General features: G+C 61.7%; 13 protein-coding genes and 1 pseudogene. 7 read left to right on the top strand and 7 right to left on the bottom strand.

The window, feature by feature from the left end:
- Nucleotides 1-61: 61 nt before the first annotated feature.
- Nucleotides 62-235 (top strand): annotated as a pseudogene (locus tag AC0V7N_RS26725) (DUF982 domain-containing protein); the annotation flags it as partial.
- Between the two features lie 140 nt (nt 236-375).
- On the opposite strand, the gene AC0V7N_RS26720 reads toward AC0V7N_RS26725, so the two are convergent.
- Nucleotides 376-522 (bottom strand): hypothetical protein, encoded by a 147-nt coding sequence (locus AC0V7N_RS26720; protein ID WP_081850368.1) that lies wholly within the window; start codon nt 520-522, stop codon nt 376-378.
- Between the two features lie 197 nt (nt 523-719).
- Here AC0V7N_RS26720 and AC0V7N_RS26715 point away from each other — a divergent pair, with 197 nt between their 5' ends.
- Nucleotides 720-1,691, top strand: a complete 972-nt coding sequence (locus tag AC0V7N_RS26715; protein ID WP_475451224.1) for a glycosyl transferase family 90 — start codon at nt 720-722, stop codon at nt 1,689-1,691.
- A gap of 67 nt (nt 1,692-1,758) precedes the next feature.
- Here AC0V7N_RS26715 and AC0V7N_RS26710 read toward each other — a convergent pair whose 3' ends face one another.
- Nucleotides 1,759-2,802, bottom strand: a complete 1,044-nt coding sequence (locus AC0V7N_RS26710; RefSeq protein ID WP_475451223.1) for an aldo/keto reductase — start codon at nt 2,800-2,802, stop codon at nt 1,759-1,761.
- A gap of 281 nt (nt 2,803-3,083) precedes the next feature.
- On the opposite strand from AC0V7N_RS26710, the gene ppk2 reads away from it, so the two are divergent.
- Nucleotides 3,084-4,004 carry a polyphosphate kinase 2 gene (gene ppk2 / locus AC0V7N_RS26705; protein ID WP_475451222.1) on the top strand — a complete coding sequence of 307 codons (921 nt, stop codon included), beginning with the start codon at nt 3,084-3,086 and terminating at the stop codon, nt 4,002-4,004.
- 47 nt (nt 4,005-4,051) lie between these two features.
- Here ppk2 and AC0V7N_RS26700 read toward each other — a convergent pair whose 3' ends face one another.
- From AC0V7N_RS26700 to AC0V7N_RS26690, 3 genes are all read right to left on the bottom strand, one after another.
- A complete protein-coding gene (locus AC0V7N_RS26700; protein ID WP_475451221.1) occupies nt 4,052-4,699 on the bottom strand; it encodes a dihydrofolate reductase family protein in 648 nt (215 codons plus the stop codon).
- A 188-nt stretch (nt 4,700-4,887) separates the two neighbouring features.
- Nucleotides 4,888-5,430 (bottom strand): glyoxalase superfamily protein, encoded by a 543-nt coding sequence (locus AC0V7N_RS26695; protein WP_475451220.1) that lies wholly within the window; start codon nt 5,428-5,430, stop codon nt 4,888-4,890.
- Nucleotides 5,431-5,686: 256 nt separating this feature from the next.
- Nucleotides 5,687-6,895: a polyhydroxyalkanoate depolymerase gene (locus AC0V7N_RS26690; RefSeq protein WP_475451219.1), complete on the bottom strand. Its 1,209-nt coding sequence runs from the start codon at nt 6,893-6,895 to the stop codon at nt 5,687-5,689.
- Between the two features lie 185 nt (nt 6,896-7,080).
- Here AC0V7N_RS26690 and AC0V7N_RS26685 point away from each other — a divergent pair, with 185 nt between their 5' ends.
- Entirely contained in the window at nt 7,081-7,737 is a 657-nt protein-coding gene (locus AC0V7N_RS26685) for a glutathione S-transferase (protein ID WP_475460503.1), read from the top strand.
- A 49-nt stretch (nt 7,738-7,786) separates the two neighbouring features.
- Here AC0V7N_RS26685 and hemB read toward each other — a convergent pair whose 3' ends face one another.
- Both hemB and AC0V7N_RS26675 read right to left on the bottom strand, forming a co-directional pair.
- Nucleotides 7,787-8,818, bottom strand: coding sequence for a porphobilinogen synthase (gene hemB / locus AC0V7N_RS26680; protein WP_475451218.1), 1,032 nt, complete (start codon nt 8,816-8,818; stop codon nt 7,787-7,789).
- A gap of 101 nt (nt 8,819-8,919) precedes the next feature.
- The gene (locus tag AC0V7N_RS26675; RefSeq protein WP_496627380.1) at nt 8,920-9,753 is read right to left on the bottom strand and encodes a DUF8605 domain-containing protein; all 834 of its coding nucleotides are present in this window, start codon (nt 9,751-9,753) and stop codon (nt 8,920-8,922) included.
- Nucleotides 9,754-9,939: 186 nt separating this feature from the next.
- Here AC0V7N_RS26675 and AC0V7N_RS26670 point away from each other — a divergent pair, with 186 nt between their 5' ends.
- The 3 genes from AC0V7N_RS26670 (at nt 9,940) to ldtR (ending at nt 12,156) form a co-directional block, all read left to right on the top strand.
- Nucleotides 9,940-10,983: an enoyl-CoA hydratase/isomerase family protein gene (locus AC0V7N_RS26670; protein WP_475451216.1), complete on the top strand. Its 1,044-nt coding sequence runs from the start codon at nt 9,940-9,942 to the stop codon at nt 10,981-10,983.
- Nucleotides 10,980-11,402, top strand: coding sequence for a DUF6163 family protein (locus AC0V7N_RS26665; RefSeq protein WP_115139495.1), 423 nt, complete (start codon nt 10,980-10,982; stop codon nt 11,400-11,402). Before AC0V7N_RS26670 ends, AC0V7N_RS26665 begins: the two co-directional genes overlap by 4 nt.
- Before the next feature lie 238 nt (nt 11,403-11,640).
- A complete protein-coding gene (gene ldtR, locus AC0V7N_RS26660; protein WP_013896002.1) occupies nt 11,641-12,156 on the top strand; it encodes a transcriptional regulator LdtR in 516 nt (171 codons plus the stop codon).
- Nucleotides 12,157-12,253: the final 97 nt, after the last annotated feature.

The following is a 12,253-nucleotide window of genomic DNA, read 5'->3' as shown; positions in this document are numbered from 1 at the left end:
CGTCTGATGCGAACGGCACTTTCGGCCTCGCTTCGCGCATGCCGATGGCGTAAGAGCGGCGATGGAAAACAACCGATTTGATACACCCGTGACCGTCAAGTCCGTCGCGGCAGGAAGCACTCAGCTCTTGCGCACGGCCCGCGAAGCTTCCGACTACCTGCTCAACAGCTGGCCCGGCAAGCGCAGTCCCAAGCATCGCGCAGCGCTTCAGGCCTGCCATGACGCGCTGGCCGGCGACAAGCCGGCCATGAACGCCCGGCGCGCCTTTATTGCCGCGGCGCGTGAAGTGGACGTTTTGTCAGCGACAAAGCGCCCGCCTGACGCAGGGCGACAATCTGGATTGAGGCAAGGCCCGCATGTGCGGGCCTTTTGCCGTCATTCCGCGGTTTCGGTCTTAGTCTCGCTTTCGGGCTGCGAACGCTCCCGTGCGGCAACCTTGGCCGCCAGCTTCTCGGCCTTCTTGGCCGCCTTCTGGCGGTCGCGTTCCTTGCGTTCCTGATCGTAGTTTGGTGCTCGCGCCATATCGGCTCCTTTTCATCGCCTTGCGGCTCTGATCCTGCCTAGGAGCATTAGCCGTCAAACACAACAGCTGAAGCGACAGTACGCGGGCGTCAACGTCGGAGATCCGCAGGGGCTTGCCAGACGGGCGCCATAATGATGTAGGAAACGCGGGGCGCCAGCGTGTTGAGAGCTGCTCGTTTGTCTTGATCAAGTGAACCATGGCTACAATTGCGCGGACGTCGGCAAAGGTTTTCTACTATGCGCGAAACGCCGCGCGCGATGTCATTCCACAAGCGCTGTTTCGCCGCAGACTGGCCGTTCACCTTGAAAAGGCTAGGCTTTGCGATGAGGCGGCGCGCCGACGGTTGAATTACTACAACAAGCTGCAGGATGGTTTCGCGCCAAGCGTCAATGCCATACGCATCAGCAAGCTGCCCTTCACGCCGACCATGTACTATTACGACCTGAAGGAATTCGCCCGCTACTTCGATCCCGGATTGCTCATCGACATCGAATTCGGCGACGTCAAGAACGTGCCGAAGGTGCCGACGATCGTCAAGGACCGCCCAATCCGTGATGACGACGAGAACGCGGTCATCATGAAGCTCGACAAGTTCCGTCACTTCCAGATGCCGGCCGACGCCATCTCTTTCGCCGACAAGTTGCCGACCGTGGTCTGGCGCGGCGATCTCAACAATCCGATCAGGACACGGTTTCTGCAAGCGGCGCGCGACCTGCCATTCTGCGATGCCGGCTCGCACAAGCCCAACGCGCCGGCCGAATACGCCAAGCCCTTTCTCAGCATCAGCCAGCACCAGCGCTATCGCTACATCGTCTCGCTCGAGGGCAATGACGTGGCGACCAACCTGAAATGGATCTTGAACTCGAAGTCGCTCTGCCTGATGCCGCCGCCGACCTACGAGACATGGTTCGCGGAGCGGCAGCTCGAAGCCAATGTGCACTATGTGCCGCTCGATCCGGATTTCGCTGATCTCGGCGAAAAGGTGGCTTATTTCGAAAGGCACCCGGCGAAGGCAGAGCGCATCATCGCGGCCGCGAATGGCTATTGCCGGATATTCAACGACGAACAGACCGAACAGGCGATCTCGCTTCTGGTGCTCTACAAATATTTCGTGCTGAGCGGCCAGATCAAGCCGGATGCCGAGGTCTGGCGCTACATTATGGGATAAGCAATTCCCGCGTCAAAAGGTGGGGACCGGCGAGCCTGGACCCGCCGGCCTCTCGTCAAACCTGTACCTATACGCCGCTTCGGTCAATCACGAGATCGGCAGCACCGAAGCGAGCCTTTGCCGTCAGTTGCTGGTGCCAGTACGGGTAGAGCAAAGGCGGACGGCTGACCGCGTCGAGGCGCTGGCGTTCCTCAGGGCTGAGCTCCAGGCTTGCTGCCGCGAGATTGTCCTTGAGCTGGACATCGTTGCGGGCGCCGATCACCAGCGAGGAGACGGCAGGGCGGCCGAGCAGCCAGGCAAGCGCCACTTGCGCCGCCGACACGCCGCGGGCCTTGCCGATCTCGACCAGCACATCGACGATCCGCCACAGCCGGTCCTCGTCGCGGATCGGCGGTTCGGACCAGCCGGCGAGCTGCCGCGCGGTCGGGCTGTCGCGGCGGTATTTGCCCGACAGCAAGCCGCCGGCGAGCGGGCTCCACACCAGCACGCCCAGTCCCTGGTCGACCGAAATCGGCAGCAGCTCGTATTCGGCCTCGCGAGCCTCCAGCGTGTAGTGGATCTGCTGGGTGACGAAGCGCTGCTGGTGACGGCTGTCGCTGGTGGCGAGCGCCTTCATCACCTGCCAGCCGGACCAGTTGGAGCAGCCGATATAGCGCACCTTGCCCTGGCTGACCAAAGTGTCGAGCGCGGCGACCGTTTCCTCGACCGGGGTAAGGCCGTCCCATTGGTGGACGAAATAGATGTCGATGACATCGGTCTTCAGCCGCTTCAGGCTCCTTTCACATTCGCGGATCAGATGGTGGCGCGACAGGCCTTCGTCGTTCGGCCCGCTGCCGATCCGCATGCGCGCCTTGGAGGCGATCAGCACATCGTTCTTGCGCTTGCCGCCAAGCGCCTCGCCGATGATCTCCTCCGACAGGCCGTTCGAATAGACATTGGCGGTGTCGATGAGATTGATGCCGGCGTCGATGCACATGTCGATCATCCGCTTGGCTTCGGTAAGATCGCTGTTGCCGACCGCGGCGAATGGCCCGGTGCCACCGAAGGTCATGGTGCCCAGGGTCAGTGTCGAAACCTTCAGGCCTGAACGGCCGAGAGTACGGTATTCCATGTTAGTCCTCGCGATTGTGTTGAATTGGGGCGCCGCCAAAGGGCAGCCCGGAATGCGACCAGGCATTTGTAGGACAATTTGGTCGGCTTGTCGCCATGCCAGGACGACGGATCGATCGTACCTCGCGGGATTGGCAGTGACGGCAATGGCGCTCGGGCTGCAATAAAACCGTCACTGCCGGCCTATATTGAATTCGGCTAAGGTGTTTCCATTCCAGGCCGCAGGCCAGCAGTTTGGGGTGCCGGACATGAACCGACAGGCTTGCAAGCGGAGCGACCGATATGACCGAGCTGAGACAGAATTCTCCCGCCAAGGACTGGCTTGAAGCCGAACTCGCCGACACGCTCGACGAAGATTATGAGCTCGAAATGTCGGAGCCGGCGCTGTCGATGGAGATCGCCAAGATCTATAAGAACGCGCATCCGCCTTCGATCGATCGCATGCAATATTTTCGTGACCTGATCAGCCTGCAGTCGGAATTGATCAAGCTGCAGTCCTGGGTCGCCTATCACAAGAAGAAGCTGGTGGTGATCTTCGAGGGCCGCGACTCCGCCGGCAAGGGCGGCGTCATCAAGCGGATCACCCAGCGGCTCAATCCGCGCATCTGCCGCGTCGTGGCGCTGCCGGCGCCGACCGAGCGCGAGAAGTCGCAATGGTATTTCCAGCGCTATGTGCCGCATCTGCCGGCAGGTGGCGAGATCGTGCTGTTCGACCGCTCCTGGTACAACCGCTCCGGCGTCGAACGGGTGATGGGATTTGCCGATGGAGGTCAGGTCGAGGAATTTTTCCGCGACGTGCCGGAGTTTGAGCGCATGCTGGTGCGCTCGGGCATCACCGTGGTCAAATACTGGTTCTCGATCACCGATGAGGAACAGCAGATGCGCTTCCTGATGCGCATCCACGACCCGATGAAGCAATGGAAGCTGTCGCCCATGGATTTGCAGTCGCGCGTGCGCTGGGAGCAGTACACCAAGGCCAAGGAAGAGACCTTCGCCCGCACCAACATTCCCGAAGCGCCCTGGTTCATCGTCGAGGGCAACGACAAGAAGCGGGCGCGGCTGAACTGCATCGATCATCTGCTCAAGCAGATGCCGTATGAAGAGGTGCCGCACGAGGAGATCACGCTGCCGGAACGCGTCTTCAATCCCGAATACGAACGCCAGACGCTGCCGCGCGAGCTTTACGTGCCGGAGAAGTATTGAGGGGTTCTTCCTTCTCCCCGTTTACTGACGGGGAGAGGGAGCTGTCGTTACGTCCGCTTGATGACCACATGCGTGGCGAGCGCCGTCGCCACCTGCTCGGTGCACTGGTAGCCCAGCTTCAGCATATCAATCCCGGCAAAAAGGTTCTCGCCTCTGCCAAGCAGCACCGGCGAGATTGCCAGATGCATCTCGTCGATCAACCTCTCCTGCAGATATTGCCGAATAGTGGCGACGCCGCCACCAACCCGCACATCCTTGCCATCAGCCGCCGCCTTCGCCTGGTCGAGCGCCGAATGGATGCCGTCGGTGACGAAATAAAAGGTCGTGCCACCTTCCATCGTGATGGGCGCACGCTCGTGGTGCGTCAGCACGAAAACCGGTACATGGTAGGGCGGGTTGTCGCCCCACCAGCCTTTCCAGCTGTCGTCAGGCCATTCGCCGCGGATCGGCCCGAACATGTTGCGGCCAAGGATCCAGGCGCCGACATTCTCGAAGCTGCGCGCCGCGAACGCCTCGTTGATGTCGGTGGTGCCGCCATCTTGTCTGAGCACCATCTCACGGAAGGTGCGAGTGTCGACAAACCACTTGTGCAAGGATTCCCCGCCGACGCCGAGCGGATTTTTCAGATCCTGATCAGGGCCAGCGCCATAGCCGTCGAGCGATAGGGTGAAAGCGTTGACGCGAAGTTTGGGCATGGAGATACTCCTCGATAACCAATTATGTTTTGCAAGCGGTTTCTTGTAGCAAACCGATTGCAGATCACAAGCGGTGTTCCCCACGATGCAGACACGTCCTGACATCGTCGCCAAGTGACGTCCGGAATGTTGCGTAGTGATGCGCTGGGGTGGCCACTGGTGGCCGCCGAAACAGCCGCGATATCAGGCTATTCGCCGGTGAGTTCCATGAAGCGGATGTGGTTGCTGAACGGGTCGATGACCTCGACCGTCAGCCTTCCGTCCTCCTGTTCCAGACCAGGCTTCATGTAGCGGTAGTCCTTGGCCGCAAGCTCTTTGTGAAAGTCGCGGATGCCTTTCATGTAGACGACCATGTTGCCGCCCGGCGTCGCGTCGCCGGCATGTTCGGACAAATGCAGGACAAGGTTGCCGCGCGAGACCTGCGTATAAAGCGGGAAGTTGTCGCCGTAGCGGTGCTCCCAGTCCGCGGCGAAGCCGAGGTAGCCGAGATAGAATTCGTGCGCCTTGGCGACGTCGAAGATGCGCATGATCGGCGCTGTCCGTTCGAAAATGATCGTTTCCTGCCGGGCCGCCGACGCATCGATTTTCGCCGACAGGATGTTCCAGGTCGCCAGTCCGAACTGGCGCGCGACGATCTCCAGGGCCTCGCTGTGGCTGATCGTCAGGTCGCGGGCGGCAAGCGCCTCCCGCATGGCTTTCGCCATGGTCTTGGCATTACGATAGGCAAGCATGTCCGTTTCCTCGGGTCACGGCGAAGTCTTCGTCAGTGCCCGCATTGCCGACGCCTTCGCCCGACGGTGAAACGGGTCAGGAAGCATCCTCTGGAGGCGTTCGCCATACCTCTTGGCGAGGTGCGGGCTGCCGGTCGCCTCCGACCGTGCCGCCATCATAGCCGGGTCACGCTGATCTTGTCAGCGCAAAAATTGGTTGGATTTGCGGAATGCGGCAGTCCTCGGTCGTAAGGGCCACGTGCCAAGGGGCGAAGAACTATTCCATCGACAGGATGAGATTGCGCACGACCGGATAGATTTCACGCTCCCAGCGTTTGCCGTTGAAGACGCCATAATGGCCCACATTGGCCTGCAGGTGATGGCGCTTGAGATGCGGACGCAGCGACCGGCACAATTCATGCGCGGCCGAAGTCTGTCCGAGTGCGCAGATATCGTCGCGTCCGCCTTCGACGGTGAGCAGCGCGGTGTTGCGGATCGCGCCCGGGTCGACCAGGCTGCCACGGAAAGTGTACGTCCCGGTGGCAATCTCTGCCTTCTGGAACACGCGGTCTATGGTTTCGATATAGAATTCCTCGGTCAGGTCGAGCACCGCCAGATACTCGTCATAGAAGGTCTTGATCTTCTCGGCCTCGGCGGTCTCGCCGGCGGCCAGATGGTCGTGCAGTTTGCGGTGCGCTTTCGTGTGCCGGTCCATGTTCATACCCATGAACGCGGCAAGCTGGAGAAAGCCCGGATAGACCCGACGTCCACCGCCGGCATGGCGCCAGGGCACACGCGAGATGACGGAATTCTGAAACCAGGACAGCGACTTGCTGACGGCGAATTGGTTGACCTTGGTGGGACTTTCGCGCGGATCGATCGGACCCGCCATCAGCGTCATCGAGCGCGGCGTCGCCGGATGCCCGTCCTCGGACATAATGGCAACGGCGGCAAGCGCCTGGACGCAGGGCTGGCAAACCGCCAGGATGTGCGCGCCCGGGCCGATCGCCTGCAGGAAGCGAATGATGTAGTCGACATAGTCGTCCACCCCGAAGCGGCCGGCGGCAAGCGGCACGTCGCGGGCATTGGCCCAGTCTGTGATATAGACTTCGTGGTCGGCCAGAAGTGTCGTCACCGTGCCGCGCAGCAGCGTCGAGAAATGGCCCGACAACGGGGCGACCACCATCATCCGCGGCTGTCGCGTATCCATATCCTTGGCGAAGCGCAAAAGCCTGCCGAATGGCAGGTCGAGCGCCGTTTCGACGCTGACTGGCACGTCGCGATTGCCGACCCTGACGGATTTGATGTCGAAATCCGGCCGTGCATGGGTGAGCTTGAGACGGGCGATCATCTCCAGCCCGGCGGCCAGGCGTTGTTTCAAGCTGTCGCCCGAGACCATACCGCCCATCTTCGAGCGCATCAGATCGGCGAAAAAGCGCGTCGGGGCGATAAGGTCGTCCTGAAGCTGGTAGGCCTGGTACAGCATCGAATACGTCCCATTCCCAGCGGCCATGTGGCAGTGCAAAAAAATCTAGTGCAAAATTTTGTGCATTGCGAGAGGATTGTTGCCGGCAAAAGGGCTTGGAGGGTCGACGGCGTGACGAAGATGACATGAGTAAGGTGCCAGCAACCAAGGCGTCCGGGACTAAGGTGCCTGCGCCCAAAGGGCCCGTGGCCAAGGCCATGTTGACGATCTCGTCGAAGAACTATTCGTCCTGGTCGCTGCGCGGCTGGCTGCTCTGCCGCATGGCCGGGCTGGAGTTCGAGGAAAAGCGCGTCGACATCGATGATGCCGGGCAGCGGCAGGAGTTGCTGTTGCTGTCGCCATCGGTTCTGGTGCCGCGTCTGACCCATGACGGGGTGACGGTGTGGGACACGCTGGCAATCGCCGAATATTTGGCCGAGACCATGCCGGGAGCGGGGCTCCTGCCGGCCGACCGCGTCGCGCGCGCCCATTGCCGCGCCGTGTCTGGCGAGATGCATTCGGGTTTTCACAATTTGCGCTCGGCGCTGCCGATGAGCCTGAAGGCCAGGCACAAGAGCTTCAAGATATTTTCCGGCGCGCGCCCGGATGTGGAGCGGATCAAGACGATCTGGTCCGAATGCCTCGAGGCCTATGGCGGTCCCTGGCTGTTCGGCGCGTCACCGACCGTGGCCGACGCGATGTACGCGCCTGTCTGTACCCGTTTCCGCACCTATGCGGTCGAACTCGAAGCGCCGCTCGCCGCCTATTGCGACACCATCTTCGCCTGGCCGCTGATGCAGGAATGGACGCAGGACGCCTTGGCCGAGCCCGAGGACATCATCGAACTGGACGTCGAATTTTGAGGCCAACCGGGCCGTTGCCGAGCGGGGCTGGCTGTATAAAGGCGCGCTGCTACCCCTTCAGCATCTGCGCCACTTCGGGCGCGAAATAGGTCAAGATACCGTCGCAGCCGGCACGCTTGAAGGCGAGCAGCGATTCCAGCATCGCCTTTTCGCCATCGATCCAGCCATTGGCGCCCGCCGCCTTGATCATCGAATATTCGCCCGACACCTGGTAGGCGAAGGTTGGCATCTGGAATTCGTCCTTCAGCCGGCGGATGATGTCGAGATAGGGCAGGCCGGGCTTGACCATCAGCATGTCGGCGCCTTCGGCGATATCCTGTTCGGCCTCACGCACCGCCTCGTCCGAATTGGCGTGGTCGATGTAATAGGTCTTCTTGTCGCCCTTGAGCAGGCCGGCGGTGCCCACCGCCTCGCGATAGGGGCCGTAGAAGGCCGAGGCGAACTTGGTCGCGTAGGACATGATCGCCACGTCCTGAAAACCGTTGGCGTCGAGCGCGTCGCGGATGGCGCCGATGCGGCCGTCCATCATGTCGGACGGCGCGATGATGTCGGCGCCGGCCGCTGCCTGGATGACGGCCGCTGCCGCGACCTGTTCCACCGTTTCGTCATTGACGATGATGCCGTCGCGCAGGATGCCGTCATGGCCGTGGCTGGTGAACGGGTCGAGCGCGGCGTCGGTGATGATGCCGATCCCGGGCACCGCGTCCTTGATGGCGCGGGTGGCGCGGTTGATGATGTTTTGCGGGTCGAGGATGTGCGAGCCGGTCTGGTCGCGCAAGCCGAGTTCGACATTGGGGAAGGTGGCCAGCGCCGGAATGCCGAGCTTTGCCGCGCGTTCGGCCTCCTTGACGGCAAGGTCGACCGACAGGCGGAAGACGCCGGGCATGGCGGCAATCGGCTCGCGCACTTTTTTGCCCTCGACGACGAAGATCGGCCAGATCAAATCGTCGACCGTAAGCCGGTTCTCCTGCACCAGACGGCGCGACCAGTCGGCCTTGCGCATGCGGCGCAGGCGGCGGCTACCGGTGATGTCGTCGACGCTGCGCGCGCCGGCTGGCTTGGTCTGGGTGAATTTGTTCATTGCCAAAACTCTCGGCCAAAACTCTCGTTCGGCGGCTTTTACCACGAGCCCTTGCCACTGACCAATGCGACACGATTGTGCCAGGCCGAAACCGCTACCTCTCAGGGCTGGCCATTGCCCGAAAGAATCTGCGCCGCGCCCTTGATTGCCACGCGGAAGGCCTCGTCGAAGCTGACACCGCGTATTTGCCAGTCATAGGTTTTGCCATCGATCGCAAGCCACCAGTCTACGATCCAGCCCAAGTCCTTGTCGCGCCACCGGATGTGGCCGAAAAGGAGTGGTCGGCCGCCAAGGGTTCTTGCATCGCCGCCCAGCAGTTCAGGCGAGGTGGCCATGGCCCTTACCTCCTCGAAAATGAAGCCGCCCTTGGTGAGCGTAGCCTTGTCTGGAATCACGATCGACATCGCCATAGGCCGGGCAGCCGCCTCAAACGAGTCTCGCATATAGGGGCTTTCGTCCCCATCGCTCGCGAGTACGAATCCGCGCCCCGCGCGTTCCACAGCCAAGAGTATCGTCAGCGTCGGTCGCTCGCCCAGCCAGGGCCTGCTGCCGAGCGAAGCCAGCAGCTTGTTGACCGTGGCGGGCTTGTAGAGACAGGTCAGATCATGCGGCCGGTCGTGCGTGCCTTGCTCGTCATGGATCGGAATGCCCTCCATCCGGTCGTGGTAACGGAAGGAATCGACGAAGCTGCCGGCCTTGTCGCGAAGATCCGTCATTTCGGGTTTCTCAAGCAGCCGCCGATCGCCCGAAACCCTGACCAGAACCCGATCCAGGCAGTCCCTGAAGCCTATCTGGCGGTTCACCTCCCCCTGGCCGGTGACGATGGTCTGCGATTGATAGAGATCGTCCAGCGTGACGGCGAATGCAGCGTGCGGTGCAAGTCCCGCAATCACAAGCCCGATCGTCAAAAGCGCGCGACGAAGAAATCCGGACATGGCCAACTGCCCCCCTGAGGCCGTCCGCGCCGCAATATCGACGCTTCGCCGGCAACGGCGGCGATCTTCGTAGCATCGGCCACGGCCGCCCGCCAAGACCGCGGGAACAGACTGCTGCCATTGACGCACCCATGCGCCGCCTTTAGCACTTCAGTCCCGCAGGCGCGGGGGAGGGATTCTCTGGCGATGGATTTTGGCGGCGGCGACGAGATCCGCTTCGAGCGGCTGAGCCGGGCCGGCGTCATCACGCTGACGCGGCCGAAGGCGCTCAATGCCATCACGCACAACATGGTCAAGGCGCTCGGCAAGGCGCTCGATGCCTGGGAGCAGGATGCGAGCGTCAACGTCGTCGTCGTCAAGGCAGAGGGCAGGGCGTTTTCCGCCGGAGGCGATATCCTGCAGGTCTACGAGGGCGGCCGCGCCGGCAAGCCGCCGGTCGATTTCTTCGCTGATGAATACAGGCTCAACGCCCGCATCGCGCGCTTCAAGAAACCCTATGTCGCGCTGATCGACGGCATCGTCATGGGCGGCGGCGTCGGCATCTCCTTCCATGGCTCACACCGCATAATGACCGAGAATGCGCAGTTCGCCATGCCCGAGGTCGGCATCGGCTTCTTCCCCGATGTCGGTGCCAGCCACCTGCTTCCGGATCTTGGCGGCAGCTTTGGCATGTATCTCGGCTTGACTGGAGCGCGTATCCGTTATGGCGATGCGCTGTGGTCCGGCCTTGCCACGCACACGATCAAGGCCGACGACCAGGCAGGGCTGCTCGACGAACTGGTGACCAGCAATGACCCGAACGCGGAGTTGCGCGACTTCTTCGTCCCGGCCAAACGCGAGACGGAACGGCAGGACCTGGATTCGATCGCACGCCATTTTTCGCAAGGCACGCTCGCCGGCATCATCGCCAGTCTTGAGGACGCAGCCGGCGGTGATGCCTTTGCCGAGAAGACGCTGGCGATGATCCGAAGCCGCTCGCCGACCAGCCTTCACATTGCCTGGCGCGAGATCGGTGCCGGCCAGACGCTGTCGATGGATGACTGCATGAAGATGGAGTTCCGCATTCTCAATCGTATGCTCGCCGGCCATGATTTCTACGAGGGCATCCGCGCCGCCATCATCGACAAGGGCTCGACCCCGCAATGGCGGCCGGCGACGCTGGATGCGGTGAGCGCGGCCGATATCGATGCCTATTTCGCCCCACTCGGTGAACGGGAACTCTCGCTATGAGCGAGGTGACGTCGAGACGCGTCGTACTTCAGCCTTCGACGGTCGAGGTGATCTTCGCCTGGTTCCAGCGTGTCATCGCGGGCTACTGCCTGCTGTTCGGCATCCTGTACTGGATCAAGCTGATCGGCTTTTATCCGGGCTCGCTGTGGCGCTTCGACCTGATGCCGGTGCACTGGCAGGTGGCGGCGGTGATGCTCGCCGTGTTTTTCCCCTTTGCCGCGGCCGGCCTTTGGATGCTGGCCTCCTGGGGGCCGGTGATCTGGTTCATCTGCGCGGTGACCGAGACCGTGATGTATGCCGGTTTTCCCGAGCTTTTCGGCCATCGGCTGCTGATCGTCGTCTCGCACGCGGCGGTGGCGCTGCTCTACATCGTCTTTCGCGTCGTCATCTGGCTGCAGAAACGCCCTGTCCGGCACTAAGCCGTTGACGGCATTGGCGACTTGGCAAGCGCCGGATTTCAGCCCCGCGATAACTGCCTAAGCCTTTAGGTTAATTATCCTTGCTCGGGTGACCGTTCGTTAAGCCTCTTTCGAAACCTCTTACCGGTAAGCTCTTGTTAGCCCTAGCGTTTAAGTCGAATTTTATGAGTATTCGATAGTGTCGCGATCAAGGTGAAAAACAAAAAATCACCAGGGCGACAAACGAGAGGCAAAGACAATGATCAATTCGCGTCCGGCGGCGAAGACCGCCAACGTATCCGACGATCGCCGCGAGGCTATCCGTTCCCTGTACATGGAATCGCTGCAGCTGGTCGAGCGGTTGCACCGCCGCCTGCTTGACGTCATCAAGGACGAATTCGACCGCAACGGCCGTTCCGACATCAATGCCATCCAGGCGCTGCTGCTGTTCAACATCGGCAATTCCGAGCTGACCGCCGGTGAGCTGCGCTCGCGTGGCTACTATCTCGGCTCGAACGTATCGTACAATCTGAAGAAGCTGGTCGATCTCGGCTTCATCAACCACCAGCGCTCGCGCATCGACCGCCGTTCGGTCCGCGTCTCGCTGACGCCGAAGGGCAACGAGGTGGCTGATGTCGTCGCCGGTCTCTATGAGCGCCATGTCGGCTCGATCGAGCAGGTCGGCGGCATCAACACCGACGAGTTCAAGCAGATGAACCGTGCCCTGCAGCGTCTCGACCGCTTCTGGAACGATACCATCGCCTACCGGATGTAAGCCATCCGCATCAGCATTTGAGCCGCGCCGCAGAAGCACGGCCGAAACAGCGACCTTCAGTCAGGGCCGGTGCCGAAAAGCACCGGTCTTTTCTTTT

Source organism: Mesorhizobium kamtschaticum, from assembly GCF_056174585.1.
The sequence above is the reverse complement of the archived record's forward strand: the minus strand, read 5'-3'. Positions and strand labels throughout refer to the sequence as shown.

Bases quoted from the DNA above. Each gene is read 5' to 3' on its own strand.
- AC0V7N_RS26720 (WP_081850368.1), bottom strand. From the start codon at position 522: ATGGCGCGAGCACCAAACTACGATCAGGAACGCAAGGAACGCGACCGC.
- AC0V7N_RS26715 (WP_475451224.1), top strand. From the start codon at position 720: ATGGCTACAATTGCGCGGACGTCGGCAAAGGTTTTCTACTATGCGCGA.
- AC0V7N_RS26710 (WP_475451223.1), bottom strand. From the start codon at position 2,802: ATGGAATACCGTACTCTCGGCCGTTCAGGCCTGAAGGTTTCGACACTG.
- ppk2 (WP_475451222.1), top strand. From the start codon at position 3,084: ATGACCGAGCTGAGACAGAATTCTCCCGCCAAGGACTGGCTTGAAGCC.
- AC0V7N_RS26700 (WP_475451221.1), bottom strand. From the start codon at position 4,699: ATGCCCAAACTTCGCGTCAACGCTTTCACCCTATCGCTCGACGGCTAT.
- AC0V7N_RS26695 (WP_475451220.1), bottom strand. From the start codon at position 5,430: ATGCTTGCCTATCGTAATGCCAAGACCATGGCGAAAGCCATGCGGGAG.
- AC0V7N_RS26690 (WP_475451219.1), bottom strand. From the start codon at position 6,895: ATGCTGTACCAGGCCTACCAGCTTCAGGACGACCTTATCGCCCCGACG.
- hemB (WP_475451218.1), bottom strand. From the start codon at position 8,818: ATGAACAAATTCACCCAGACCAAGCCAGCCGGCGCGCGCAGCGTCGAC.
- AC0V7N_RS26675 (WP_496627380.1), bottom strand. From the start codon at position 9,753: ATGTCCGGATTTCTTCGTCGCGCGCTTTTGACGATCGGGCTTGTGATT.
- AC0V7N_RS26670 (WP_475451216.1), top strand. From the start codon at position 9,940: ATGGATTTTGGCGGCGGCGACGAGATCCGCTTCGAGCGGCTGAGCCGG.
- AC0V7N_RS26665 (WP_115139495.1), top strand. From the start codon at position 10,980: ATGAGCGAGGTGACGTCGAGACGCGTCGTACTTCAGCCTTCGACGGTC.
- ldtR (WP_013896002.1), top strand. From the start codon at position 11,641: ATGATCAATTCGCGTCCGGCGGCGAAGACCGCCAACGTATCCGACGAT.